This is a genomic window from Janthinobacterium sp. HH102, from assembly GCF_001758625.2.
GTDB lineage: Bacteria > Pseudomonadota > Gammaproteobacteria > Burkholderiales > Burkholderiaceae_D > Janthinobacterium.
On record NZ_CP062062.1, the window covers coordinates 6,288,173 to 6,312,655 of the forward strand.

Below are 24,483 nucleotides of genomic sequence, written 5' to 3' on the forward strand. Positions count from 1 at the left end.
ATAGCGGATTCGCCGTTTCCATCGCCTCCCATGACCATCCTGCTCTCCACCCTGAACGCCCGCTATACCCACGCCTCGCTGGGATTGCGCTATCTGCTGGCCAATATGGGCCCGCTGCAGGCGCAGACGCGGCTGCAGGAATTCGTCATCGGCACCAAGACGACGGAACTGGTCGAGCGCATCCTCGTCAACAAGCCCCGTATCATCGGTTTTGGCGTCTACATCTGGAACGTCGAGGAAACGACGAAACTGGTGGCCATGCTCAAGCGCGTGGCGCCCGAAGTCATCATCGTGCTGGGCGGGCCGGAAGTGTCGCATGAGGCGGGCGAGCAGGAAATCGTCAAACTGGCCGACTACCTGATCACGGGCTGGGGCGACGTCACCTTCCCCAAGCTGTGCGGCGAGATCCTCCACGGCCCGAAGCCGCTGATGAAGATCCATGCGGGCGTGCAGGCGCCGCTGGCGGAACTGCAGCTGCCCTACTCCTTGTATACAGACGACGATATCCGCCACCGCACGATTTACGTGGAAGCGTCGCGCGGCTGCCCGTTCAAGTGCGAATTCTGCTTGTCGGCGCTGGACAAGACGGCCTGGCCCTTCGCGCTGGAGAATTTCCTGGCCGAGATGGAATCCCTGCATGCGCGCGGCGCGCGCCTGTTCAAGTTCGTCGACCGCACCTTCAACCTGAACATCAAGACCAGTTTGAAGATCATGCAGTTCTTCTTAGACAAGATCGAGGCGAATCCGGACGATCCCATCTACGCCCACTTCGAACTGGTGCCCGACCACTTGCCCGACGCCTTGAAAGAAGGCATCAGCAAATTTCCGCCCGGCGCGCTGCAGTTCGAGATCGGCATCCAGAGTTTCAATCCGGACGTGCAATCGCTGGTCAGCCGCAAGCAGGACAACCAAAAGGCGGCCGACAACATCCGCTGGCTGTGCGAAGAATCGAACGCCCACTTGCACGTGGACTTGATCGCCGGCTTGCCGGGCGAGGATGAAGCGAGCTTCGCGGCCGGCTTCAACAAGCTGGTGGCCCTGAAACCGCATGAAATCCAGTTCGGCATCTTGAAGCGGCTGCGCGGCACGCCCATCATCCGGCATACGGAAAACTATGGCATGGTGTTCGACCCGCACCCGCCTTACACCATCCTGGCCAATAAACAGCTCGATTTCATGAGCATGCAGCGCCTCGTGCGCTTCGCCCGCTACTGGGACCTGGTGGCCAACTCGGGCCGCTTCGCCAATACGGTGCAATGGATGCTGGGCGAGTCGCCGTTTGAAAACTTCATGGATTTTTCGAACTGGCTGTACGCCCACACGGACGCCACCCACCGCATCGCCATGGAGCGCCTGGCCAAGCTGGTGGCGCAATGGCTGCAGACGCGCGGCATGAGCGCGGCCGAGGCCAATGCCCTCGTGGCCAGCGACTATGCGGGCGGCGCACAGGCGGCCGCACATGCCAAGCCAAGCGAAGTGAGTACTAGCAACGCCAAGGTGCGTCCGGACGTCGCCCTGCCGCAGCGGCAGGCGCGCCACCTGGCGTCCTGAGGGGCGGGCGATTGAACAGCGGTGGCGGTCTGCGCCATTCTCCCTTAAACTGGCACGATGCCGACTGTACAATCGCCGAAACTGACCCTCTCCCAGACCAGCTCCCAACAGGGAGCCCTTGTCACTGCCAGCGGCACCTGGCAGGTGCACGCGCTGGCGCATGACAATGCCATTAAGGCCATCGAGGCCCAGCTCAAGCCCCTGCAGGGCGATGCCAAGGCGCAATGGGATTTGTCGGCCATCGACAGCATGGACCATATCGGCGCCCAGCTGTTCTGGAATGCCTGGGGCAAGCAGCGCCCCGCGCAGCTGACCCTGGCGCCGTCGCAGGAAGAGTTTTTCCGGCGCATCGAAGAGACGGGGCCGCTGCAAACGCCGCCGTCGCGCGCCAACCGCCTCACGCCCGTGATGAAGCTGGGCATGGCCATTTTGCTGTTTTTCGAACATTTGAAGGGCTTTATTGCCCTTGTCGGCCAAGTGACGCAGGATATCGGCCGCTTCGCGCGCCACCCGATGCGCGGGCCGTGGCGTGAAATTTCCGCCAATATCTTCCATGCGGGCTTCCAGGCGCTGGGCATCACGGCCCTGGTCGGCTTTCTGATCGGCGTCGTGCTGTCCTATCTTTCCGCGCAGCAACTGCGGGCCTTTGGCGGCGATATTTACCTGGTCAACCTGCTGGGCATGAGCGTCATCCGCGAACTGGGGCCGCTCCTGGCGGCCATTCTCGTGGCCGGCCGCTCCGGCTCGTCCATCACGGCACAGCTGGGCGTCATGCGCGTCACGGAAGAGCTCGACGCCATGCTGGTGATGGGCATTTCGCACGGTTTCCGCCTGATCATGCCTAAAGTGCTGGCCCTGGCCATTTCCATGCCCCTGCTCGTCATCTGGACGGATACGGCCGCGCTGATCGGCGGCATGGTGGCGGCCAAGGTGGAACTGAACCTATCGGCACGCTACTTCATCCAGAAGCTGCCCGATGCCGTGCCGCTGGCCAACTACATGATCGGCCTGGGCAAGGGCGTGATTTTCGGCATGCTGATCGCCCTCGTCTCCTGCCACTTCGGCCTGCGCATCAAGGCCAATACGGAAAGCCTGGGGCGCGGCACCACCACCGCCGTCGTCACGGCCATCACCGTGGTCATCCTGGCCGACGCCGTGTTTGCCATCGTCTTCAATGGAGTGGGCTACTGATGGCGAACGACACCGATATCGCCTGCAAGGCGAGCGAGGGCCAGGACGGCCAGTTCGATCTGCATGGCGACGCGCCCGTGGTGGAAATCACCAATCTGTGGACCAAGTTCGGCCGCACCGTCGTGCACCAGGACTTGAACCTGGAAATCGAGCGGGGCGAAATCCTTTCCATCGTGGGCGGTTCCGGCACGGGCAAGACGGTGCTGCTGCGCCAGATGCTGGGCCTGGAACATCCGGCACGCGGCTGCGTCAAAGTCTTTGGCGAAGATATCAACAAGGCAAGTTCCGACCAGCTGCAGCAGTTGCGCAACCACTGGGGCATGCTGTTCCAGCAAGGTGCCCTGTATTCGGCCCTGACCGTGTTCGACAACGTGGCCCAGCCCATGCGCGAATTGCGCGTGCTGCCCGAAGCGCTGATCCACGACGCGGTATTATTAAAGATGAACATGGTGGGCCTGGGCCCGGAACATGCGCTGAAAATGCCGTCGGACTTGTCGGGCGGCATGATCAAGCGCGTGGCCCTGGCGCGTGCCCTGGCGCTGGAACCGAAGCTGCTGTTCCTCGACGAACCGACGGCGGGCCTGGACCCGGACTTGTCGGAAAGTTTTGTCGCCCTGATCCAGTCGCTGCACCGCGAACTGGGCTTGACGGTGGTCATGGTCACGCATGACCTCGACACTTTGTTTGCCCTGTCCACGCGCATCGCCGTGCTGGCGGAAAAACACGTGATCGCCATCGGCCCCACGCGCGAGGTGATCGAAGTGGACCACCCGTTCATCAAGCAATTTTTCCTCGGCGACCGCGGCAAGCGCGCGCTGGCCGTCCTCGATGAAAAACAGGCGGCGGACAAGGCGGCGCAGCCAGGCGACGCCGCCGGCACAGACAAGAAAGCGGAGAAGTAATGGAAAACAGATCACATGCCCTGATGACGGGATTTTTTACACTGACACTGCTGGTGGCCGCCATCCTGTTCGGCGTCTGGTTCAACCGCGACCGCGTGGAAAGAGTCCCGTATTTGCTCGCCACCACCCTGTCCGTGCCGGGCCTGAACCCGCAGGCGACCGTGCGCTACCGGGGCCTGGAAGTGGGCAAGGTCGACGCCATCGACTTCGACACGCAAAAGGCGGGGCAAATCCTCGTGCACATCAGCGTGGCGCCCGATACCCCCGTCACGAATACCACCTTTGCCACCCTGGGCTACCAGGGCGTGACGGGCATCGCCTACATCCAGCTCGACGACGAGCACGTGGGCTCGACACTGCTGGGCACCAGCAAGGACAAGCCGTCGCTGATCCCCCTGCGCGCGGGCTTGCTCGACCAGCTGGAAAAACGGGGCAAGCGCATCCTCGACCAGGCCGAGCAGATCACCAATAAAGTGAATAATTTGCTCAGCCCCGACAACCAGGCGGCCATGCTGGGCGCCTTCACTGAAGTGGGCAAGGCGGCCAAGGCCTTTGGCGCCATCCCGCAGCAGCTGGAACCGACCCTGACGCAATTGCCGCAACTGACGGAACAGACGCGGCAAACCTTGACGGCCGTCAGCACGGCCAGCAAGAACGTGTCGGACCTGACGGCCACGTGGAAAAAGCTCGGCAGCGACATCCAGGCGCCCGGCGGCGTGCTCGACAAGGTCAATGGCACGGTCGACCGGGTCGGCAATTCCGTGGAAACGGTGGCCAATGGCGTGTCCCTGGAAGTCTTGCCGCAGGTAATCGAGCTGAGCGGCGAGGCGCGCTCCTCGATGCGCGCCCTGAAAACCACCATGAGCACGCTCAATGAACAGCCGCAGAGCATCTTGTTCGGCGCCCCAGACATCCCGCCCGGCCCGGGCGAGCCCGGTTTTTCGGCGCCCGGCAAATAAGGAGAACACCGCATGCCTATTCCTCGCCATCTCACCGCACTCATCGTCGCCGGCGCTTTTTTGCTGGGCGGCTGCGCCAGCCGCGGCCCCGTGCCCACGTTCTATGATTTCGGCCCGGCCGCACCGCAGGCAGCGGCACCGGCTGCCGCGCCAGCCGTGCCCGTGCTGGTGATCGCCGACGCCAACGGCCCTTCGTGGCTGGACAGCCAGCGCATGTATTACCGCTTGCTGTACGCCGATGCGCAGCAATCGCGGCCGTACGCCTACAACCGCTGGAACACGCCGCCGCTGCAACTGCTGAGCCAGCGCCTGAAAACGCGCGTGGCGCAAAGCGGCGTGAAAGTGCTGTCGACCACGGACGCGGCCGCCGGCATCCCGCTGCTGCGCATCGACGTCGATGATTTTTCGCAAGCGTTTGACACGCAGACGCAAAGCAGCGGCCATGTGTCGCTGCGCGCCTCGCTGTTCCGCGGCCACCGCCTGATCGACCAGAAAACCTTCAGCCGTAGCGGTCCGGCCGGCAGCGCCGATGCGCAAGGCGGCGCGCAGGCGCTGGCAGCGGCATCGGATGCCATCGCCGCCGACCTGCTCACCTGGCTGGGCACGCTGAATATTCCGAAAGAATGACCGACCCCGCATCCCCCGCCAGCCCGGCGGCGCCGCTGCCGCCCGTCCGTTCCTCGCCCGTGTCGCGCGCGACCCTGCTCGCCTACGTCTTCCTGATCGTCTACGCGAGCTGGTTTCCGTTCACGGGCTGGCACAGCAATGGCCTGTCGCCGCTGACTTTCCTGGAAAACACGCGCATGCCCCGTTACTGGACGGGCTTCGATGTCGGCGTGAATATCGTCGGCTACATCCCGCTGGGCGCGCTGATCGTGTATTCGCTGTTTCCAAGGATCACGGGTTTCTTTGCCGTTATCGTCGCCAGCCTGTGCGGCATGTTGATTTCCGGCAGTATGGAAGCCGTGCAAACCTATCTGCCCAGCCGCGTATCGTCGAATCTCGATTTCTATACGAATGCGGCCGGCTGCTGCATCGGTTCCATCATCGGCGCCCTGACGGCGCGCAAGCTGCTCGACCACAGCCATTTGTACCGCTTGCGCCAGCGCTGGTTTGCCCAGCACGCCAGCCAGGGCCTGGTGCTGGTGGCCCTGTGGCCGCTGGCGCAGATTTATCCGCAAGGCTATCTGTTCGGCCTGGGCCAGCTGCTGCCCATCCTGTCGGACTGGCTGTCGCAGCTGGCGGGCGTCGACATCGACCTGGCCACGTATCTGCGTCCCGACGTGGTCTTAACGGTTGAGCAATATTGGCTTTCGGAAACCATCATCACGGCTTGCGGCATGACGGGCGCCGTGCTCACCTTGCTGTGCCTGCTGCGCCGCGCCGCGCCCCGCGCCATCCTGATGCTGACCCTGATCGCCGCCGCCCTGACCGTGCGCTCGATGGCCAGCGCGCTGCTGTTTTCGCCCGAAAACGCCTTCGTCTGGATCACGCCGGGCGCCCAGGGCGGCTTCTTGATCGGCCTGATCATGCTGGGCGGCCTGGCCTTCGCGCCGCATGTGGCGCAGCGCCGCATCGCGGCCGCCACCTTGCTGCTGAGCCTGGTGATGGTGAATACGACGCCGATCAACCCGTATTTCATGTCAACCTTGCAAGGCTGGGTACAAGGCAAGTTCCTGAACTTTAATGGCGCGGCGCAATTTCTCGCCTTGCTGTGGCCCTTCGTGGCCCTGTGGTTCCTGTGCCTGCCCTCGCACCGCCTGAACCGGCAGGACGATGTGCAGCGCCAGCGTCGCGAAGACCACCCATAAGCGCTATCATGGCGCATTGATGAATCAGCAGGAGCATAGTATGAGCGACGCACCGTATTTTGAACGCCACGTTTTTTTCTGCATGAACAAACGTGAAGACGGCCGCAACAGCTGCGGCGACCATGGCGCGGAAGCGGCGCAAAAGCATTGCAAGCGCCGCATCAAGGAACTCGACATGAACGGCGCGGGCAAGATCCGCATCAACCAGGCCGGCTGCATGGACCGCTGCGAGGAAGGCCCGCTGCTGGTGATCTACCCGGAAGCGACCTGGTACACCTATGTCGACACCAGCGATATCGATGAAATCATCGATACCCACCTGGTGGGTGGAAAAATAGTCGAGCGCCTGAAGATTTAATGCCAATTTAAGAGATAGCCACCAGTATGAGCATCATGAACAGAAACTCGGAAAAATTTACCCTCGCCGGCCATGCAGGCAGCATGGAAGGCTTGCTCGATTTCCCGGCAGACACTCCGCGCGGCATCGCCCTCGTTGCCCATCCGCACCCGCTGTACGGCGGCACGATGGATAACAAGGTCACGCAAACCCTGGCGCGCGCGTTTGTCGCCCTCGGTTACGTGGTGGCGCGCATCAACTTCCGCGGCGTGGGCGCCTCCGAAGGCGTACATGACCATGGCGCGGGCGAGACGGACGACATGCAACTGTTATACGAACACATGGTCGGCCTGTACCCGGGCTTGCCCGTGGCCTTGTCCGGCTTCTCGTTCGGCACCTACGTGCAATCGAAACTGCAGGAACGCCTGGCCGCCGCCGGCACGCCCGCCGAGCGCCTGGCGCTGATCGGCAGCGCGGCCGGCAAATGGGCCATGGCCGACATTCCGGCCGACACCATTTTGATCCACGGCGAACTGGATGACACGATTCCCCTGTCCGCCGTCTTCGACTGGGCCCGTCCACAAGACATCCCCGTGATCGTGATCCCCGGCGCCGACCACTTTTTCCACCGCAAGCTCAACCACATCAAGAACCTCGTGATTGCGCTGTGGCATGGTGACAAACCCGCAATCGCAGCAGATGATCATTGAAGTGTGGGCTTACTAGCGCCTCCACGGCTATAATTGATCCGTTTTTTCCACGCGGCCACGTACGCAGCAACTGCGTGGCCCTCAGCCTTCATCTTTTTCGCAGACCAGCCTCCATGAAAAAACTTTTAGCGGCACTGGCCTCCAGTGTACTTTTCCTATCCGCCGCCTACGCGCAAACCGTTCCAGCCCCGACCATCGCCGCCAAGTCCTGGCTGCTGCTTGACGCCACCAGTGGCCAGATCATTGCTTCGCAAGATCCGGACGCGCGCATCGAGCCGGCCTCGTTGACCAAGATCATGACGGCCTACCTGACGTTTGCCGCCATCCGCGAAAAGAAGCTGGCGCTGGACCAGAAAGTGAACGTGTCCGTGCGCGCATGGAAAGTCGATTCGAGCAGCTCGAAGATGTTCATCGACCCGGCCACGCCCGTGTCGATCGACGACTTGCTGCACGGCCTGATGATTCAATCGGGTAACGACGCTGCCGTGGCACTGGCCGAAGCCGTCGCCGGCGATGAAGGCACCTTCGTCGTGCTGATGAACCGCGAAGCCCAGCGCATGGGTCTGAAAAACACGCGTTTTGCCAATCCGCATGGCTTGCCTAGCCCCGAAAACTATTCCACGGCGCAAGACTTGTCCGTGCTGGCCAAGCGCGTGATCGCCGACTATCCGGAATTCTACAAAATCGATTCCATCAAAAGTTTTACCTACAACAAGATCACCCAGCCTAACCGCAACCGCCTGCTGTGGCTGGACCCGACCGTCGACGGCATGAAGACGGGCCACACGGAAGCGGCCGGCTATTGCATGATCGCCTCGGCCCGCCGTCCGGGCGGCACCGGCGAGCGCCGCCTGATCTCCGTGGTGCTCGGCACCTCGTCCGACCAGGCCCGCACGCAGGAAAGCCAGAAGCTGCTGAACTGGGGCTTCCAGAACTTCGATACGGTCAAGCTGTACTCGAAAGGCCAGGCCGTGGCCACGCCGGAAGTGTGGAAGGGCTCGAAAGGCACCGTGAAAATCGGTTTCGCCCGCGATGTGCTCGTCACCGTACCAAAAGGCACGGCGGCCAAGATGAAACCTGTGCTGGAACGCAAGGACCCGCTGGTGGCGCCATTGGCTGAAAACGCCCCTGTCGGCAAGCTGAAAATGATGGTCGATGACAAGGTCCTGCTGGAACTGCCCGTCGTGGCGCTGGAACCGATCAACCAGGCAACAATCTTCGGCCGCGCCTGGGATTCGATGCGCCTGTGGATGAAATAAGCCGTCAGCATTCCCCATAAAAAATGCCCGCAGATGCTGCGGGCATTTTTTTCGTCTTGCGCTACGTCAAATTACTTTAGCGGCGCATCCTTCAGGTGCGGCTGGCGCGCCACGGGCGGGAACGTGCCGTGGCGCCCTGCAGCAAACGTCGCTTCCGTCTGCGACGCTTGCACCGGCACGGAGACCTTGCGCACCTTGGCCACCTGCGCCGCCGTCACGGGCGTGCCGCGGTTGCCCCAGCTGGTTTGAATAAACGTCACCACCTGCGCAGTTTGCTCATCATTGAAAATGTCGGCATACGGCGCCATCGTCAGCGCCGACGGCGCCGTGCGCGTGGCCGGCACGGCGCCGCCCGACAGCACGATGTTGATGGCCGAGGTCGGATCGTTCGTCTGCAGCACGGCGTTACCGGCCAGCGCAGGGAAAGCCTTGTCGTAGCCCTTGCCGTCGGAACGGTGGCAACCGGCGCAGCGGTCCAGGTACAGCTGCGCGCCCTTGGAGTTGACGACGCCGCTGAACAACTGCTTGCCCAGCTTGTCGTCGGCCACGAAGCCGGGCGTACTTGGATTCGATGGCGGCAACGATTTCAGGTATTTCGCCATCGCCGCCAGGTCGCCATCCGTCATGTGCTGCATGGAATGGGCCACCACGTCGTTCATGGCGCCAAACGACGCCGTATGGCTGTTGCGGCCTGTTTTCAGGAATTCGGCGATCTGCGCCGCGCTCCAGCGCGCCAGGCCGCCCCCATGTTCATTGCGCAACGATGGCACGGACCAGCCGTCGATCACGCCGCCACCGGCCAGGAAGGTGGTATTGCCCTCATCCGTCAGCGATTTTTCCTGCATTCCCACGCCGCGCGCCGTGTGGCAGGCGCCGCAGTGGCCCAGGCCCTGCACCAGGTAGGCGCCGCGCAGCAATTGCGCGTCGCCCGTGGCCGGCGTTTTATACGGCTGCGGCGTGGGGGCAAACGCCCAGCGCCAGATGGTCAGCGGAAAGCGCATCGACAATGGCCACGGAATGTCGGCCGCCTTGTTCGGCGTCGGGTCCGCCTTCACGCCATGCATGAAGTAGGCGTACAGCGCCTGCATGTCCGCCTCGCTCAGGCGCGAATACGACGGATACGGCATGGCCGGATATACGGTATAGCCGTGCTTGGTCACGCCGGTGCGCATCAGCTTGTCGAAATCGGCAAAGCTCCAGTCGCCGATGCCGGCCTTCTTGTCGGGCGTGATGTTGGTGGAATACACCTTGCCGATCGGCGTTTCCATGCCCAGGCCGCCCGCGAACGGTTTGCCTTTCGTGCCGGCCGTGTGGCAGGCGATGCAGTCGCCCGCGCGGGCCAGGTATTCGCCCTGGCGTATCAGCTGGGCGTTCGGGACGGTGGCGGCCGTGGTGGCCGACAGGGCGGTGCCGGAGGCGAGCGCCAGCAGCAGCGCGCCCACGGTATGGGTGAATGTGTTGTTCATCTTCTTGTTCTTTATCAGGCGACCAGGGGACGGGGATCTTGCAGGTATTGCTCGCGGATGGCCTTGGCCGACCAGTAGGTCAGCGCGCAAGCGAGGCCCGTCGGGTTATAGCCGATACCGACCGGGAACACGCTGGAACCGACGGCAAACACGTTGTGCACGTCCCAGCTTTGCAGGTAGCGGTTGACGACGCTGGTCTTGCGGTCCGCGCCCATGGCCGTGCCGCCCGCCCAGTGCGTGGTCTGGTAATTGCGCAAGTCCAGGTGGTCGCCCACGCTCTTGACGGATACCTTGATCGATTCCGGATTCATGGCCTCGGCCACCTTCATCATCTTGTCGGTGACGAAACGGCTCATCTTGATGTCGTTTTCCTTCCAGTCGAAGGTAAAGCGCAGCAATTGCTGGCCATACTTGTCCGTGTAGGTCGGGTCGAGATCGACATAGCAGTCGCGGTAAGTCATGTTGGCGCCGTGGCAATCGAACGACACCGTGTTCAGGTAGCTCTTCTTGACGGCCTTTTTCCAGGCCGAACCCCAGGCGGGCGTGCCGTCCGGCGTGGCGATGCCGGAAATGGGCTTGGAGCCGGCCGGGTTGCACCAGGCGGGCGAGCCGCCCACAAAGCCCAGCGGGCCATGGTCGAAATTGTCGCCATTCCAGTCATCGAGCGCGACACCGGTGCCGCCGGCGCCGATGAAGGGATTCGTGTTCGTGTCTTCCTTGAAGAAAGTCTGGATGGTCGACATCATCTGGTAGGCGATATTGCGCCCCACCACGCCTTCATTGCTGACGGGGTCGTACGGCTTTCCGATGCCCGACAGCAGGAACAGGTGCGCATTGTTGTAGGCAAACGCACTGGCGATGACCAGGTCGGCCGGCTGCTCGACGGCCTTGCCATCCGCATTGATGTAGGTCACGCCCGTGGCGCGCGCTTTGCCACCCTTGCTGCCGTCGAGGTTGATGCGCACGACGTTGCAATTGGCGCGCAATTCAAAGTTGGCCACCATACGCAGAGCCGGCATGATGTTGACGTTGGGCGAGGCCTTGGAATAGTTGTAGCAGGCGTAGCCGGAGCAGAAGCCGCAGAAGTTGCACGGGCCCATCTGGCAGCCGTAGGGATTCGTGTACGGGCCCGATGCGTTCGACGAGGCGTTGACGAACGGGTGGTAGCCGACGGCCTTGGCCGCGCGGCGGAACAATTCTGCCGTGTACGGCACTTTTTGCGGCGCCAGCGCGTAATTGTCGGAGCGGTCGCCTTCGAACACATTGCCGTCGCCGACGACGATGCCGTTGACCTTGTACGCCTGGCCCGAGGTGCCGAAGACTTTCTCGACGAAATCGAAGTGCGGCTCCAGCTCGGCGTAAGTCACGCCAAAATCCTGGATCGTCATGCCTTCGGGAATGAATTTCTTGCCGTAGCGGCGTTCGTAGTGGCTGCGGATTTGCAGCTCTTCCGGCAGGACGCGCCAGTGCATGCCCGACCAGTGCAAGCCCGCGCCGCCCACGCCCGTGCCGGGCTTGAAGGCGCCGATCTGGCGGTACGGCACGGCCACGCCCGTGATGCTGTGGCGGAAGGTAAACGTGCTCTTCGACATATCCTGGAACAGCTTGCTGCGCTGGATATAGGTCAGCTCGTCGAGGGTCTTCGGATAGGCGCCGTCGGGATAGGTGTCGCGGTACTCGCCGCGTTCCAGCGCGACCACGTTCAGGCCCGCTTCCGTCAATTCCTTGGCCATGATGGCGCCGGTCCAGCCGAAGCCCACAATCACGGCATCGACAGGCTTCATTTTTACATCGGGTTTGATATCACTCATGATGGTTTTTCTTTTTCTTTGATCGGGTACTAAAAGTTTTACGCTATGGACACGGGAGGCAACGGGTATTTCTTGCCGTACTGCTCCACCCAGTCCATGTAGTCGGCGCGCGCGCCAGGGAATCCGACCATCTTCCAGGCCAGCATGTCCTTGTTGCCGCCGTGCACCGGGTCGCAAAAATAGCCTTCGCGCGTGTTTTGCAGCAGCTGGTTGAAGAAGATTTTCGACGGCACTTCGCCGATGTCCAAGGTGCCCTTTTGCAATTGCGTGATGACGGCGTCGCGCTCGGCCGCGTTCAGCTGGACGAAAGGCTTGCCCGACTGTTTCTGCACGGCCGCATTCACGCCCGCCAGGGCGCTCTTGTACAGCTCGCGCGGCGCCATGTGGAACTGGTAGCCGAACTGTTCGATCGAGGGCACGAACGGCCCCTGCATGTACCACAGCGCGCCATACGCGTAAGGCGTGTTCATCTGCGCATCGATGAATTCATGCGCACCCGCTTCCAGCGCGCCCGGCCCTTCGCCGTCGGCCGGGATCAGGCGGTCGACCAGCGCCGTCAAGGTGGCCCACTCGGTGGCGTCGAAAAAGCGCGGTTTGTAGGCAGGCTGGTCTTTGGAGACGGCCATGGCCAGGCCGCCGCCGGCGCCGGCCAGCAAGGCCACGGCAGGCGCGGCGCCGACGGCCTTGCGCAAGAAGTGTCGCCGATGGGGCGAAATCCCGATGATTTTCATAGGTTGTCCTCAGGCGGCACGAGCCGCCACAGTGATGGATGTGGGAGTCAGAAAGAAAATGCGGACATGCGCCGCTGAGATGGCAGATTTCACGTAGAGATGGCTCGGGTATCGCGGCGCGGTGCATCCGCCTGCCGGTTAATTGATCAAGGTGATTGACAAGCGGTAGCATTGCATTTACGGTGCGCATCGTACCATAATTAAAAGAAACATTCAGAGACAGGTTAGACGTGATCAAAAAAGAGGCACCGGTGCGTGGCCGCCCGCGCAAGGCGGGCGTGGAAGATGCGGTACTGGAAGCGATCGTCATGCTGGTGCGCCAGCATGGACTGGAGGCGGTAACGATACAGATGGTGGCCGACGTGGCCGGCGTGGGGCGCCAGACGATCTACCGGCGCTGGCCGCGGCGCGAAGACATGCTGCTCGACGCGCTCGTCAAGCGCACGGCGGAAAAGCTGCAGCGCGCGCTCGACATGCCGGACGGCCAGGAAATCGAAGCGATCTGCGCGCGCATCTTCGACAACCTGAACGCCGACGGCCGCTTCACCTGCGACCTGCTGGTGCTGATCCACAATGATGCGGCGGCGCAACTGCGCTTTCGCGAGCAGATCGTCGCGCCATGGATTACCCTGGTGGTGCAGCGCCTGGTCAACATCGGCGTGCGCGCCGACCTCGACCTGCGCCTGTTCGCCTTCATGCTGCAATCGGCGCTCGTGTACCAGATGCAACTGGGCGGCCAGCTCGACGATGCCCTGCAGGAGCGGTGCTGCCGCTTTATCCGCAGCATGCTGTAGATTAGCTGGCTATAATCGTGGCGAGTCCCATCACGTCACCACCAGAAAGCCAGCCCATGAGCCATGTATTTCCCGCCAGCCTGCAAGCGCCGCGCAGCCGTTTAAGCAGCAACGGTCCCGAACTGTCGCGCATTGTCGCCGGCATGTGGCGCATCGGCGAGTGGAATATGTCGGCGCAGCAGCGCCTGGCTTTCATCGAGCAATGCCTGGCTCTGGGCGTATCGAGTTTCGACCATGCCGATATCTATGGCGATTACAGCGCCGAAGGGCTGTTTGGCGAAGCGCTGGCCCTGCAGCCGGGCTTGCGCGACAAGATGGAGCTGGTCAGCAAGTGCGGCATCAAGCTGCTCTCGCCGCACCGTCCCGGCCACGCCATCCAGCATTACGACACGAGCGCGGCGCACATCACCGGTTCCGTGGAACACAGCTTGCGCCAGCTGCAGACGGACCGCCTGGACTTGCTGCTGATCCACCGCCCCGACCCGCTGATGGATTTCGACGAGATCGCCGGCGCGTTTACCCAATTGCAGAAAGATGGCAAGGTGCTGCACTTTGGCGTGTCGAACTTCAGCCGCCACCAGTTCGAATGCCTGCACCGGCGCTTCCCGCTGGTGACGAACCAGGTGGAATGCTCGCCGCTGCACGTGGCGCCCCTGTTCGACGAAACCTTCGACGGCTTGCAGGACGTGGGGGTGGCGCCGATGATCTGGTCGCCGCTAGCGGGCGGGCGCCTGTTCCAGGGTGGCGATGCGAATGTGGAGAATTTGCGCAATGTCATCAAGCAGATCGCCGACCAGCTGCAGCGTCCGTTTGCCAGCGTGGTGTTTGCCTGGATCATGCAATTGCCTTGCCGCCCCCTGCCGCTGACGGGCACGGGCCGCATCGAGGCCGTGGGCGTAGCCGTGGAAGGCACGCAGTTCACGCTCAGCCGCAGTGACTGGTTCGCCATCCTGCGCGCCGCGCGTGGGCACGAGGTGGCTTAACGTTTAATCAATCTCATCCGGGTCGTTAAAAACCTGGGGTAAGGCAATACCGCGCCAGCCCAGATGCCATGCCAGGTTGAGCAGCAGGGTGGCGGCGATGTAGACGGCGAAGAACAGGGCGAAGAAACTCGTCTTCAGCCACACCAGCAGGGCGATGGCAAGGATCAGCACCAGCAGCGCGGCCAGGCTTTTCTTTTGCTTGGAGCTGGGGAAACGCAAGGTCGACACCATCAGGCTGCCCACGCCGACGAGCAGCAGCATCAATAGATAGCTGTGCAGCATGGAATCGATGGGCGCCGGCCAGGCTACCACCACGGCCGCCACGCAGGCGGCGCCGGCCGTGATCGGCATGCCGACGAAATACAGGGGATCGGTACGCCCCACGTTCACATTGAAGCGCGCCAGGCGCATGGCCCCGCAGGCGACAAAGAAAAAGCTGGCCATGCCGCCAAAGCGCAGCAGCAGCGGATCGTGCACGCCCATCTGCACGAAGCCGTAGCAATACAACAGGACGGCCGGGGCGCAGCCGAAATTCATCACGTCGGCGATCGAATCGAGCTGCACGCCGAACTGCGAACTGGTTCCCGTCAGCCGGGCCACGTAGCCGTCGAGCGCGTCAAACACGCCGGCGAGCACCAGCAGCGCCGCCGCCAGCCGGTAGGCATCCGCGTCGCCCACGGCGGCGTTGTCGACGGAAATGACGATGCTGGCAAAACCGCAGGCTATCGAAAGCAAAGTCACCATGCTGGGCAAGGCGTATTTGGCGCGCTGCAGGCGCGACTTGGGTAATGTGTTCAAATGTATGGGCAATCAAAAAAATCGGAAGTAAGGCAATGCAGCGGCAAACGCTGCGCTGCGCCCATTCTACCCTGCGCAGCGGCGGCACCGTCCCCGCACGAGCGCGACATATCTTTTCACGGATGCTCTACGCGTGATCAAAATACCTTAGAATCGTTTTACAGGACAGCACGCTGCCCCCACCGCTGCCCGCCTACCTCTACAGGAGTCGACTTGATTGCCTCGTCACTGCGTTGGAAATACTGGATACCTGCCCTGCTGAGCGCAGCCCTGCTGAGCGCCTGCGGCGGCGGCAGCGATAGCGGCAATACGTCGCTGAGCAACTCGACCCCGGCCGGGCAATTGACGCAGGAGCCGGGTGCTCCCGTTCTCAGCAACAATATTGCCACCGATGGCTTCAACTGGTTCAACTACCGGCGCAGCCAGATCGGCCTGTCGCCGCTGGTGCGCAATAGCCTGATCGACAGCGCGGCCCTCGGCCATTCCAGCTATCTCAATCTCAACAATACGGTCGCGCACGAACAGGTGCAGGGCAAGCCCGGCTTTACAGGCGTCACACTGGGCGACCGCCTGGCCAAGGCCGGCTACGTCGTCACCTCGCTGCAGGGCGAAGTGATCGCCGGCGCGAGCAACACGTCCGGCTTTTACCTGGCCGAAGAACTGGTCACGGCCATCTATCACCGCTTCGTCATTTTCGAGCCGCTGTTCAAGGAAGGCGGCGCGGGCGCGGCCGTCAGCAGCGCCGGCTATGCGTATTTCACCACCGACCTGGCCAGCAACCGCAGCTATGGCCCGGGGCTGGCGGCGGGACAGATCGTCACTTACCCCTACAGCGGACAGCAGAAGGTGGCCGTCAGTTTTTCCAGCAATAACGAATCGCCCGATCCCGTGCCGAACCAGGATGTGGTCGGCTACCCGATCAGCGTGCACGCCAATTACGGCACGCCCGTCAGCGTGACGGCGTTCAGCGTGCGCCAGCGCGGCGCCGCCGCGGACCTGGCCGTGCGCCTGCTCACCAGCGGCAACGACGTGCATACGCCGGTCTCGGCCGCATCCATCATCCCGCTGGCGGCCTTGAACGCGAACACCAGCTATGACGTGAGTTTCATCGGGAAAGTCAATGGTGCGGACGTCACGCAGAGCTGGTCATTCACGACGCGCTAGGCGGCAAGCTGGCGCCAAGCGGGCGCAGCGTCATGGACGACTGGATGTAAAATGGTGGTTCCTGCTTTACGGCAATTGACAAGTTTTGGGGCGCTCTGCACAGCATGCTGAAACCACACGCCACTTGCGATGATGATGCCGCCGTTGCGGCATCCGACATGGTCCGCATTCTCGACGTTGAGAACGGACTGGGCCGCATCATGGGCGACCGCATCCTGTACCTGAAAATCCTGCGCCGCTTCCTGCACGACCACGGCACCACGCCGTGCCAGATCCGCGCCGAATTCGACACGGGCAACTACGTTTCCGCGCGTCTGAAAGCGCATACCCTGAAAGGCGCCGCCGGCATGATCGGGGCGCGCCATGTGCACAGCCTGTCGGAAACCCTGGAATCGGCACTGCGTGCGCAGGCGCCCGACCTGGCCCAGCAGATGCTGCAGCTGGAACTGGCGCAGGATCAATTGCTCGGCGCGGTCAGCAGCATGCTGGGCACGCCGGAGGCAAACCACACGGCGGCGCAGGACGTGGCGCCCGACCCGGCCGCGCCCGCCATCCAGCTGCTGCTGGCGCGCCTGGCCAGCCATCTGCGCGAAGGCGACGGCGCGGCCATCGACATCCTGGAAAACTCGGCCAGCCTGCTCGCGGCCAGCCTGGGCGTGAACGTGTACCAGGAGGTGGCCGCCGCCGCGCACGAGTTCGATTTCGAAGGCGCCCTGGCGGCGCTGCTGCGGCGCCGCTAGCGCACAGCGAGCTGCCGCTCAGCTGTTGAACTGCGCCTCTTCCGCATACGCCACGCAACAACTCTTGCAACAGAAGCGGCGCACGGCATCGAGCGGCTTGTCGCAGTACCAGCATGCACCTTTCGGCGGCAGCGCTGCGATCAATTGCGGCAGGGAAGGCAATGGCGGCGCCGCCATGCCCCTGCTTTCCACGACTTCCGGCTGTTCGCTGTCCATGGCGCTTCCTTTCCTAGCGGCACTTCAAGGCCGCTCAGCAAGATTACGTCAGCACAGTTTGAAGCCCATGACATTTCTCAACCGTGGCCACGCTTGCCCCATCGCCACCTTGAAATTTCCAAACGACAACGTTGTCACTTCACACTACAATCAGTGCTCCGTTCACTTGCGCGCACGCCATGAAACACATCCCCCTGCTGCTCTCCTGCCTGCTGCTCAGCGCCTGCGCCACGCGCGCGCCCACCGCCTACACCCTCAATTCAGGTGCCGAACGCACGCCGGAACAATTGGCGGTGGTGTTCGAACACGCCGACCTGACCCTGCGCATCGATCCGGTCCGCCGCAGCATTGCCGGCGATGCGCGCCTGACCTTCCTGGTCACGCAGCCGATCTCGCGGTTCGCGCTGGACCTGGACCGCAACCTGCCCGTCGATGCCATCGAAGTCGACGGCAAGGCGCTGCGGCCGCAAGACTATGCCAATCCGGATGGCCGCCTGAGCATGACCTTGCCGGCCACCCTCGCGGCAGGCGCGCGCACCACCATCCGCATCGTCTACCACGGCGTGCCGCACGTCGCCGTGAAAGCGCCGTGGGATGGCGGCATGGTGTGGTCGAGCACGGCCGATGGCGCGCCTTGGATCGCCAGCGCCGTGCAAGGCGAAGGCTGCGACCTGTTCTGGCCTTGCATCGACCACCCGATGGGCAAGGCCCGGCTGATCGACCAGCACATCCAGGTACCGGCGCCGCTGGTGGCGGCCGGCAACGGCATCGCGCTCGGCATGGATGAGACCGACGGCTGGCGCACCTGGCACTGGCGCGCCAAACACCCGAGCACCTATGGCATCGCCCTGAACGTGGCGCCCTACCGCAGCCTGCAGGGCGAGTATGCGAGCCGCTACGGCAACCGCATCCCCCTGCAATTCTGGTACTTGCCGGAAAGCGAGGCCAAGGCAGGCGCCCTGTTCGCGGAATTGCCGCCCATGCTGGACTTTTTTGAAAGCGTCATCGGCCCCTACCCGTTTGGCGATGAGAAAGTCGGCATCGCCGAAACCCCGCACAAGGGCATGGAACACCAGACCATCAATGCCTATGGCAACAAATTCGCCAAGACCAGCTATGGCTACGATGAATTGCTGCAGCATGAGTTTGCCCATGAATGGTTCGGCAACCAGCTCACCAACAGCAACTGGGACGATATGTGGCTGCACGAAGGCTTCGGCACGTATATGCAGCCGCTGTACATGCAATATCTGCGAGGCGAGCAAGAGTATTTTGCTTCGTTGCAGCAAATGCGGGCCGGCATCGTCAACAAGGCGCCCATGGTTTCGGGCAAGCCGAGAAGCGAGGAAGAAGTCTACGACCAGAAAAAGGGCGGACCGGGCGGCGACCTGTATGTAAAAGGGGCGCTGGTGCTGCACACCTTGCGCGGCCTGATCGGCGACGAGGCCTTCTTCCGCGCCGTGCGCCTGCTCGTCTACGGCACGGAACAGCCGCTGCCGGGTCAGTTCCAGCCGCGTTACGGCAGCACGGCGGAATTCATGGCCATCGTCAACAAAGTCACGGGCAGCAATTACGACTGGTTCTTCCAGGTTTATCTGTACCAGGCGGCATTGCCGGAACTGTCCGCCGTGCGCGACGGCGACACCTTGCGCCTGCTATGGAAGACGCCTGCCGACATCGCCTTCCCGATGCCGGTGGAAGTGCGTATCGGCAAGGAAATCCATACCGTGTCCATGTCGCTGGGCTTCGGCGAACTGCCCCTGCCGGCCGGCGCCACGTACACGCTCGACCCGCATTCGCGCGTGCTGCGCCGCGCCGAGCATATCGAGGCGTTCCAGAAGTTCAAGGAAGAACAGGCGAAGGGGAGGAAGGGGTAAGAAAACCTGGGGTCAGACCCCCTCGCACCTGAGCGATGACCTTTGTGTTAGCGGTGTTGAGGGTCTGACCCCGGCCTTTTCGCCGTTCGGACTTATTTCCGAAAGCTCCTGACCGCGTCATTGGCATTCTCGGCAATGACTTGTTGCAGCTTCGGCTGCTTCGCGTATTTCACGCGCAAGCGCTTCCACTGCCGCTGCGCCTGGCCGCACGAGCTGGCCACGGCTTGCGTGATCTCGCGCTGGCGCGCCTTGTCGTTGTCATCCCATTCGCCGGCGAAGTGCTCGCACATCTGCGCATTTTCGACGAATTTCGCCACGTCTTGCGGCAACTTTTCCTGCGCGCCAGCCAGAAGGGGCAGGCAGGCGAACATGACGACAAACAGCAGCTTCATCCGATTCTCCTTACTTGCCGATGCAGAAACGGCTGAAGATCACGCCCAGCAGATCGTCAGGCGAAAACTCGCCCGTGATGCTCGACAGCTGCACCTGCGCCAGGCGCAGCTCTTCGGCGAACAGGTCCAGCGACTGGTCGTCCTGCGCCGCGTGCGCGGCGGCGATATCGAGATGCTTGCCGGCCGATTTCAAGGCGATCAGATGGCGTTCGCGCGCCAGGTACAGCGATTCGCCCGTCTGCTGCCAGCCGGCGATGCGCAACAGTTCCGCGCGCAGCAGGTCGATACCGATGTGCTCGTGCGCGGAAAGATACACGTGGGTGGCGTCCGGCATGTTGTCGACGCCGGGCTTGTGGCCAGAGAGATCGATCTTGTTCCACACGCGCACCACGGGCACGCCTTCCGGGAAGGCGGCGACGATGGTTTCATCGGCCAGTGTCGGGCCATGGTCGGCGTCGAGCAGGTGCAAAATCACGTCCGCCTTGCCGATCTCGCCCCAGGTGCGCTCGATGCCGATGCGCTCGACGGCGTCGATGGTGTCGCCCGCGCTGCGGATACCGGCCGTATCGATGATGTTGAGCGGAATGCCTTCGATTTGGATGGTTTCGCTGACCTTGTCGCGCGTGGTGCCGGCGATCGGCGTGACGATGGCCACGTCGGCGCCCGCCAGCGCGTTCAACAGCGACGACTTGCCCACGTTCGGCTGGCCGGCCAGCACCACGTTCAGGCCTTCGCGCAGCAGCGCGCCCTGCGCCGCCTGCGCAAACACTTTATTTAACGCTTCGATGACGGCTTTTAATTGACCGCGCGCATTCGATTTTTCCAGGAAATCGATTTCCTCTTCCGGGAAGTCCAGGGTGGCCTCGACCAGCATCCTTAAACCCGTCACCTGTTCCACCAGCGCGTGGATGGTGTTGGAAAACGCGCCCGACAGCGATTGCGAGGCGGACTTGGCCGCCGCTTCCGTCGAGGCGTCGATCAGGTCGGCCACGGCTTCGGCTTGCGCCAGGTCCAGCTTGTCATTGAGAAAAGCGCGGCGCGTGAATTCGCCCGGTTCGGCCAGGCGCAAGCCGCTGTCCCTGCCCGCTTCGAGCACGCGCGCCAGCAGCAGCTGCAGCACGATGGGGCCGCCGTGGCCCTGCAATTCCAGCACGTCTTCGCCCGTGTACGAATGCGGGCCCTTGAAGTGGATGGCGATGCCCTGGTCGATGATGCTGCCATCGGCTTCCGTGAACGGCAGATAGGTGGCGTGGCGCGGTTTCAGCGTTTGCGCACCGAACAGGGCCGTCATCAGCGGGGCGAGATTTTTGCCGGAGGCGCGTACCACGCCGATGCCGCCGCGCCCGGGAGCGGTGGCGATGGCGGCGATAGGGGAAGAGTCGAGTTTCATGGGGATATTGTAATAGGTACGGCAAGGGAAGGTGCAGCAACGTAGGTCGGCTTAGCGCGCAGCGCGTAAGCCGACGCAGCACACGCTGGCGATAGTGTCGGATTACGCGTGGCCTTGCCACGCTAATCCGACCTACAAGAATTAAAAAGCCCGCACTAGGCGGGCTTTTACTTCGCTAACCCTGCTTACACAGTGGACGGCGCGTATTTCTTGGTGATCACCCATTGCTGGCCGATCGACAGGACGTTGTTGACGACCCAGTAGAGTACCAGGCCCGACGGGAAGAAGAAGAACATCACCGAGAATGCCAACGGCATGAACAGCATCATCTTCGCCTGCATCGGATCGGCCGGGGCCGGGTTCAGCTTGGTCGTGATGTACATCGAGATCGCGTACAGCACCGGCAGGATGCACCATGGGTCATGCTGGGCCAGGTCGGTGATCCAGCCGATCCATGGCGCGCCGCGGATTTCCACGGACGCGTTCAGCACCCAGTACAGGGCGATAAAGACGGGCATCTGGATCAGGATCGGCAGGCAGCCGCCCAGCGGATTGATCTTTTCCGTCTTGTACAGCTCCATCGTGGCCTGGTTCATCTTTTGCGGATCGCCTTTGTAGCGCTCGCGGATCGCCTGCATCTTCGGCGTGACCAGTTTCATCTTGGCCATGCTGCGGTAGCCGGCGGCCGACAATGGGAAGAAGGCCAGCTTGATCAGGATCGTGAAGGCGATGATGGTCCAACCCCAGTTACCGAGCACGCTGTGGATGTGTTCCATGACCCAGAAGATCGGCTTGGCGATGATGGTCAGCCAGCCGTAATCCTTGACCAGTTCCAGGCCAGGCGAAACGTTTTCCAGCAGGTGCGCGATTTGCGGACCCGAGTACAGCTTGCTGTCCATGCTGGCCGTGGCGCCTGGCGCCAGGGTCGGCAATGGCAGCACGTTGCCGATGGCATACAGGTTGGTGCCGAGCTTTTTCGTGAAGATGTCGCGCTTGGCGTTTTCAGGCGGAACGAAAGCCGACACGAAGAAGTGTTGCGAAATCGCAAACCAGCCGCCATTCGCCGTGGCCGGATGCAGGCCTTTCATGGCGTTGTCGTTGCCCTTCTTCTCGTCTTCCACGGCCGCTTTTTCGATTTTCTCGAACGTCAGCTTCTGGTACTTGTCTTGCGGCGTGTACAGGGTCGGACCCGTGAAGCTGCTGTTGAAGAACGAGTCGCCGACCGGCTTGTTGCCGTCATGCGTCAGTTGCAGATACAGCTGCGGCGTGACAGGGGCCGCGCCCACGTTGGCCACGTCGTGGCGCACGTCGATGACGTAGTCGCCGCGCTTGAACGTAAACGTCTTGGTCAGCTTGACGCCGCCTTCGACCGCTTCCATCACCAGTTGCACTTGCTTACCGTCACCGAGGGTGCGCACGCCAGGCTGCACAGTGAAACCGCTCGCATGGGTGGGGAACGGACCGCCGACCAGGCCCGACTGCGCCAGGTAGGTGTGGTTCGCGCCTTCGTCGAACAGCACTTCGTTTTGCTTGCCTTCGTCAGGCTGGCACCATTTGAACAGGCCGAAGCAGCCGCCGAACCAGCCCGGATTGCCGGCGCCCTTGAACTTCAGCAATTCCAGACGCTTGACCTGGCCGCCCAGGGTGTCGATATCGACCTTGATGACGTCGGTGGTGATGGTAATCACTTCGCGCTTGAACGCGGCGGGATCGGTCGCTTCGCCAGGCACGGCGGTCGCGCCGGCAGCAGGCAGGGTGGCCGTCTTGGCCGGGGTGACAGGCGCCTTGGCGGTTTGTTCCGTGTTCGCGGAGAACATCGACGGCTTGCCGTTCGAGATCATCCATTCGTTCCAGAGAATTACCAGCGAGACGGAAAACACGATCCACAGGATGGTACGTTTATTGATATCCATTAGGGTATTTGTCAGGAGTGGTTGCAACCGCAAGCGGTCGTTGAAGATTGTTTGCCATCGGCCGGCGGCACCGGGTCGACGCCCCCTTCATTCCAGGGGTGGCAACGGCACAGGCGCTTGGCAGCCAGCAGGCTGCCCTTGGCCGTACCGTGCACGCGCAGCGCTTCCATCGCGTAATGCGAACAGCTCGGATAGAAACGGCAATTCTGTCCCAGCATGGGGCTGATCAGCAACTGATAAGCACGCAGCAGGAACAGCAGCAGGGTTTTCATGGCGCGGATGGTGGTGGCGCAGCAACAGAACGGGCCTGGGCGGCGATTTGCGCCGCGAACAGGCGGCTCAATTCTTCACGCAGCTCAGCTTTGAGCTTGCTCGTGGTGGCCGGGCCATCCTTGCTGTTGACGGCGCGCGACAAACGCACCACGCAGTCGACCGGCGGCATCGCGCTGTTGCGAAACAGCTCGCGCGTGACGCGCTTGATCGTGTTGCGGGTCGCCGCGCGCGGCGCGAAACGCTTGGCCACAACGACGCCCAGCCGCGCATGCGGCAATTGATTGTGTCGGGTGTACAGCACAAAATGCGCTGTTTTTTGCGAAGGGCGCAAACGAAAAACGGATGAAAATTCATCCGTTTTAACGATACGCCGAAAGCGCGCGAAGTCGTGTGAACCTTCGCGTTGATTGCCGACTGGAGTACAGCTAGCCACGCGATCAGCTGTCAACGACAAGCCTAGACGGCCAGACGTTTGCGGCCCTTTGCGCGACGTGCGTTGAGCACATCACGGCCACCACGGGTAGCCATACGAGCGCGGAAGCCGTGCGTACGCTTGCGGCGAACGACGGAAGGTTGGTAAGTACGTTTCATGTTGGTCTCGCTAAAAACAAAAAAAATGCAAAATCGGGTCTGACGTCCCGTCAGTTTTTGGTGCCAATGACAATCGCGCACTTATGCCAAGGCACAAGCTGGCCAATCTCATCGCCCGCTTGAACGCGCACCAAATCGACTACGCGGAGCGATTTGCGGCCTCCGGTGCTCACTGTGCCTTCGCACAGTTGCGCGCCTCAGCCACAACTCATCACCGCTCGCTACGATTTGGTACTGCGTCGTTAATCCACGCTTAGTCCATATTGTCGTTCCAAATGAATAAACACGGAATACGGGCGGGGAACCCTGAATTATTCAGCATATGCCCCCCTCTTGTCAAGGATTGCCGTGATCGCCAGGAAATTTCCGCGCGGCTCCCCACCTGCGCCGCAGGCCGCGCCAGCACTGCCTGTGACGGGATAACCGGGGGATAAGTCGCTTCTTATACACATGGCGCCCCACCCCGCCACACAAAAATAAGCGTCGTGCCTGTGGATAACTTTGGCAGTCGGGAGTAGAATAGCGCGTTACGTGTGGCGAGCCCTCGCGCGACGCCGGCCTTGCAACACGGTGACCGCAGGGCAGAATCGATACGCCCTCCCACACCTTTTCACATAGACATAC

Annotated in this window: 25 protein-coding genes; 14 read left to right on the top strand and 11 right to left on the bottom strand. The window is 62.4% G+C overall.

The window, feature by feature from the left end; all coding sequences use genetic code 11:
* The first annotated feature begins 30 nt into the window (after nt 1-30).
* The 9 genes from JAB4_RS28585 (at nt 31) to JAB4_RS28625 (ending at nt 8,720) form a co-directional block, all read left to right on the top strand.
* The gene (locus tag JAB4_RS28585; protein WP_070224748.1) at nt 31-1,551 is read left to right on the top strand and encodes a radical SAM protein; all 1,521 of its coding nucleotides are present in this window, start codon (nt 31-33) and stop codon (nt 1,549-1,551) included.
* 57 nt (nt 1,552-1,608) lie between these two features.
* The gene (locus tag JAB4_RS28590) at nt 1,609-2,742 is read left to right on the top strand and encodes an ABC transporter permease (RefSeq protein ID WP_070224749.1); all 1,134 of its coding nucleotides are present in this window, start codon (nt 1,609-1,611) and stop codon (nt 2,740-2,742) included.
* Nucleotides 2,742-3,644, top strand: a complete 903-nt coding sequence (locus JAB4_RS28595) for an ATP-binding cassette domain-containing protein (protein WP_070224750.1) — start codon at nt 2,742-2,744, stop codon at nt 3,642-3,644. Before JAB4_RS28590 ends, JAB4_RS28595 begins: the two co-directional genes overlap by 1 nt.
* Nucleotides 3,644-4,603: an MlaD family protein gene (locus tag JAB4_RS28600; protein WP_070224751.1), complete on the top strand. Its 960-nt coding sequence runs from the start codon at nt 3,644-3,646 to the stop codon at nt 4,601-4,603. Before JAB4_RS28595 ends, JAB4_RS28600 begins: the two co-directional genes overlap by 1 nt.
* A gap of 12 nt (nt 4,604-4,615) precedes the next feature.
* Nucleotides 4,616-5,230, top strand: a complete 615-nt coding sequence (locus JAB4_RS28605) for an ABC-type transport auxiliary lipoprotein family protein (protein WP_070224752.1) — start codon at nt 4,616-4,618, stop codon at nt 5,228-5,230.
* Nucleotides 5,227-6,414, top strand: coding sequence for a VanZ family protein (locus tag JAB4_RS28610; RefSeq protein WP_070224753.1), 1,188 nt, complete (start codon nt 5,227-5,229; stop codon nt 6,412-6,414). Before JAB4_RS28605 ends, JAB4_RS28610 begins: the two co-directional genes overlap by 4 nt.
* 40 nt (nt 6,415-6,454) lie before the next feature.
* Nucleotides 6,455-6,772 (top strand): ferredoxin, encoded by a 318-nt coding sequence (locus tag JAB4_RS28615; RefSeq protein WP_034781335.1) that lies wholly within the window; start codon nt 6,455-6,457, stop codon nt 6,770-6,772.
* Between the two features lie 35 nt (nt 6,773-6,807).
* Nucleotides 6,808-7,461, top strand: coding sequence for an alpha/beta hydrolase (locus JAB4_RS28620; RefSeq protein WP_070224815.1), 654 nt, complete (start codon nt 6,808-6,810; stop codon nt 7,459-7,461).
* A gap of 113 nt (nt 7,462-7,574) precedes the next feature.
* Complete coding sequence (locus JAB4_RS28625; protein ID WP_070224754.1) at nt 7,575-8,720, top strand: D-alanyl-D-alanine carboxypeptidase family protein; 1,146 nt, start codon at nt 7,575-7,577, stop codon at nt 8,718-8,720.
* A gap of 71 nt (nt 8,721-8,791) precedes the next feature.
* Here JAB4_RS28625 and JAB4_RS28630 read toward each other — a convergent pair whose 3' ends face one another.
* From JAB4_RS28630 to JAB4_RS28640, 3 genes are read right to left on the bottom strand one after another with little or no spacing between them, the layout of a single operon-like run.
* Nucleotides 8,792-10,186 carry a cytochrome c gene (locus tag JAB4_RS28630; RefSeq protein ID WP_070224755.1) on the bottom strand — a complete coding sequence of 465 codons (1,395 nt, stop codon included), beginning with the start codon at nt 10,184-10,186 and terminating at the stop codon, nt 8,792-8,794.
* A gap of 14 nt (nt 10,187-10,200) precedes the next feature.
* Nucleotides 10,201-11,997, bottom strand: coding sequence for a GMC family oxidoreductase (locus JAB4_RS28635; protein WP_070224756.1), 1,797 nt, complete (start codon nt 11,995-11,997; stop codon nt 10,201-10,203).
* Between the two features lie 38 nt (nt 11,998-12,035).
* A complete protein-coding gene (locus JAB4_RS28640) occupies nt 12,036-12,728 on the bottom strand; it encodes a gluconate 2-dehydrogenase subunit 3 family protein (protein WP_070224757.1) in 693 nt (230 codons plus the stop codon).
* A gap of 230 nt (nt 12,729-12,958) precedes the next feature.
* On the opposite strand from JAB4_RS28640, the gene JAB4_RS28645 reads away from it, so the two are divergent.
* Complete coding sequence (locus tag JAB4_RS28645) at nt 12,959-13,522, top strand: TetR/AcrR family transcriptional regulator (protein WP_070224758.1); 564 nt, start codon at nt 12,959-12,961, stop codon at nt 13,520-13,522.
* Nucleotides 13,523-13,578: 56 nt separating this feature from the next.
* Nucleotides 13,579-14,505 (top strand): aldo/keto reductase, encoded by a 927-nt coding sequence (locus JAB4_RS28650; protein WP_070224759.1) that lies wholly within the window; start codon nt 13,579-13,581, stop codon nt 14,503-14,505.
* A 3-nt stretch (nt 14,506-14,508) separates the two neighbouring features.
* On the opposite strand, the gene pssA is transcribed toward JAB4_RS28650, so the two are convergent.
* Nucleotides 14,509-15,249, bottom strand: coding sequence for a CDP-diacylglycerol--serine O-phosphatidyltransferase (gene pssA, locus JAB4_RS28655; RefSeq protein WP_227742191.1), 741 nt, complete (start codon nt 15,247-15,249; stop codon nt 14,509-14,511).
* 267 nt (nt 15,250-15,516) lie between these two features.
* Here pssA and JAB4_RS28660 point away from each other — a divergent pair, with 267 nt between their 5' ends.
* Nucleotides 15,517-16,467, top strand: coding sequence for a CAP domain-containing protein (locus JAB4_RS28660; RefSeq protein WP_343216285.1), 951 nt, complete (start codon nt 15,517-15,519; stop codon nt 16,465-16,467).
* A 158-nt stretch (nt 16,468-16,625) separates the two neighbouring features.
* The gene (locus tag JAB4_RS28665) at nt 16,626-17,207 is read left to right on the top strand and encodes an Hpt domain-containing protein (protein WP_227742065.1); all 582 of its coding nucleotides are present in this window, start codon (nt 16,626-16,628) and stop codon (nt 17,205-17,207) included.
* Between the two features lie 18 nt (nt 17,208-17,225).
* Here JAB4_RS28665 and JAB4_RS28670 read toward each other — a convergent pair whose 3' ends face one another.
* Nucleotides 17,226-17,423, bottom strand: a complete 198-nt coding sequence (locus JAB4_RS28670; RefSeq protein ID WP_070224761.1) for a hypothetical protein — start codon at nt 17,421-17,423, stop codon at nt 17,226-17,228.
* Nucleotides 17,424-17,602: 179 nt separating this feature from the next.
* Here JAB4_RS28670 and JAB4_RS28675 point away from each other — a divergent pair, with 179 nt between their 5' ends.
* Nucleotides 17,603-19,300 (top strand): M1 family metallopeptidase, encoded by a 1,698-nt coding sequence (locus JAB4_RS28675; protein ID WP_070224762.1) that lies wholly within the window; start codon nt 17,603-17,605, stop codon nt 19,298-19,300.
* A 92-nt stretch (nt 19,301-19,392) separates the two neighbouring features.
* Here JAB4_RS28675 and JAB4_RS28680 read toward each other — a convergent pair whose 3' ends face one another.
* The 6 genes from JAB4_RS28680 to rpmH form a co-directional block, all read right to left on the bottom strand.
* Nucleotides 19,393-19,692, bottom strand: a complete 300-nt coding sequence (locus tag JAB4_RS28680; RefSeq protein WP_070224763.1) for a hypothetical protein — start codon at nt 19,690-19,692, stop codon at nt 19,393-19,395.
* Nucleotides 19,693-19,702: 10 nt separating this feature from the next.
* Nucleotides 19,703-21,082, bottom strand: a complete 1,380-nt coding sequence (gene mnmE / locus JAB4_RS28685; RefSeq protein WP_070224764.1) for a tRNA uridine-5-carboxymethylaminomethyl(34) synthesis GTPase MnmE — start codon at nt 21,080-21,082, stop codon at nt 19,703-19,705.
* A gap of 185 nt (nt 21,083-21,267) precedes the next feature.
* On the bottom strand, nt 21,268-22,995 hold the full coding sequence (gene yidC / locus JAB4_RS28690; RefSeq protein WP_070224765.1) for a membrane protein insertase YidC: 1,728 nt from the start codon (nt 22,993-22,995) through the stop codon (nt 21,268-21,270).
* An 11-nt stretch (nt 22,996-23,006) separates the two neighbouring features.
* Complete coding sequence (gene yidD / locus JAB4_RS28695; RefSeq protein WP_034754335.1) at nt 23,007-23,267, bottom strand: membrane protein insertion efficiency factor YidD; 261 nt, start codon at nt 23,265-23,267, stop codon at nt 23,007-23,009.
* The gene (gene rnpA / locus JAB4_RS28700; protein ID WP_071650299.1) at nt 23,264-23,701 is read right to left on the bottom strand and encodes a ribonuclease P protein component; all 438 of its coding nucleotides are present in this window, start codon (nt 23,699-23,701) and stop codon (nt 23,264-23,266) included. The genes yidD and rnpA overlap by 4 nt, the downstream gene beginning before the upstream one ends.
* Nucleotides 23,702-23,724: 23 nt before the next feature.
* On the bottom strand, nt 23,725-23,859 hold the full coding sequence (rpmH, locus tag JAB4_RS28705; protein ID WP_010401996.1) for a 50S ribosomal protein L34: 135 nt from the start codon (nt 23,857-23,859) through the stop codon (nt 23,725-23,727).
* Nucleotides 23,860-24,483 lie beyond the last annotated feature (624 nt).

Bases quoted from the DNA above. Each gene is read 5' to 3' on its own strand.
- JAB4_RS28620 (WP_070224815.1), top strand. From the start codon at position 6,808: ATGAACAGAAACTCGGAAAAATTTACCCTCGCCGGCCATGCAGGCAGC.
- JAB4_RS28625 (WP_070224754.1), top strand. From the start codon at position 7,575: ATGAAAAAACTTTTAGCGGCACTGGCCTCCAGTGTACTTTTCCTATCC.
- JAB4_RS28650 (WP_070224759.1), top strand. From the start codon at position 13,579: ATGAGCCATGTATTTCCCGCCAGCCTGCAAGCGCCGCGCAGCCGTTTA.
- JAB4_RS28680 (WP_070224763.1), bottom strand. From the start codon at position 19,692: ATGAAGCTGCTGTTTGTCGTCATGTTCGCCTGCCTGCCCCTTCTGGCT.
- JAB4_RS28670 (WP_070224761.1), bottom strand. From the start codon at position 17,423: ATGGACAGCGAACAGCCGGAAGTCGTGGAAAGCAGGGGCATGGCGGCG.
- JAB4_RS28615 (WP_034781335.1), top strand. From the start codon at position 6,455: ATGAGCGACGCACCGTATTTTGAACGCCACGTTTTTTTCTGCATGAAC.
- JAB4_RS28675 (WP_070224762.1), top strand. From the start codon at position 17,603: ATGAAACACATCCCCCTGCTGCTCTCCTGCCTGCTGCTCAGCGCCTGC.
- JAB4_RS28665 (WP_227742065.1), top strand. From the start codon at position 16,626: ATGGTCCGCATTCTCGACGTTGAGAACGGACTGGGCCGCATCATGGGC.
- JAB4_RS28595 (WP_070224750.1), top strand. From the start codon at position 2,742: ATGGCGAACGACACCGATATCGCCTGCAAGGCGAGCGAGGGCCAGGAC.
- JAB4_RS28600 (WP_070224751.1), top strand. From the start codon at position 3,644: ATGGAAAACAGATCACATGCCCTGATGACGGGATTTTTTACACTGACA.
- pssA (WP_227742191.1), bottom strand. From the start codon at position 15,249: ATGGTGACTTTGCTTTCGATAGCCTGCGGTTTTGCCAGCATCGTCATT.
- JAB4_RS28590 (WP_070224749.1), top strand. From the start codon at position 1,609: ATGCCGACTGTACAATCGCCGAAACTGACCCTCTCCCAGACCAGCTCC.
- JAB4_RS28640 (WP_070224757.1), bottom strand. From the start codon at position 12,728: ATGAAAATCATCGGGATTTCGCCCCATCGGCGACACTTCTTGCGCAAG.
- yidD (WP_034754335.1), bottom strand. From the start codon at position 23,267: ATGAAAACCCTGCTGCTGTTCCTGCTGCGTGCTTATCAGTTGCTGATC.
- mnmE (WP_070224764.1), bottom strand. From the start codon at position 21,082: ATGAAACTCGACTCTTCCCCTATCGCCGCCATCGCCACCGCTCCCGGG.
- JAB4_RS28610 (WP_070224753.1), top strand. From the start codon at position 5,227: ATGACCGACCCCGCATCCCCCGCCAGCCCGGCGGCGCCGCTGCCGCCC.
- JAB4_RS28605 (WP_070224752.1), top strand. From the start codon at position 4,616: ATGCCTATTCCTCGCCATCTCACCGCACTCATCGTCGCCGGCGCTTTT.
- JAB4_RS28630 (WP_070224755.1), bottom strand. From the start codon at position 10,186: ATGAACAACACATTCACCCATACCGTGGGCGCGCTGCTGCTGGCGCTC.
- rpmH (WP_010401996.1), bottom strand. From the start codon at position 23,859: ATGAAACGTACTTACCAACCTTCCGTCGTTCGCCGCAAGCGTACGCAC.
- JAB4_RS28635 (WP_070224756.1), bottom strand. From the start codon at position 11,997: ATGAGTGATATCAAACCCGATGTAAAAATGAAGCCTGTCGATGCCGTG.
- JAB4_RS28585 (WP_070224748.1), top strand. From the start codon at position 31: ATGACCATCCTGCTCTCCACCCTGAACGCCCGCTATACCCACGCCTCG.
- yidC (WP_070224765.1), bottom strand. From the start codon at position 22,995: ATGGATATCAATAAACGTACCATCCTGTGGATCGTGTTTTCCGTCTCG.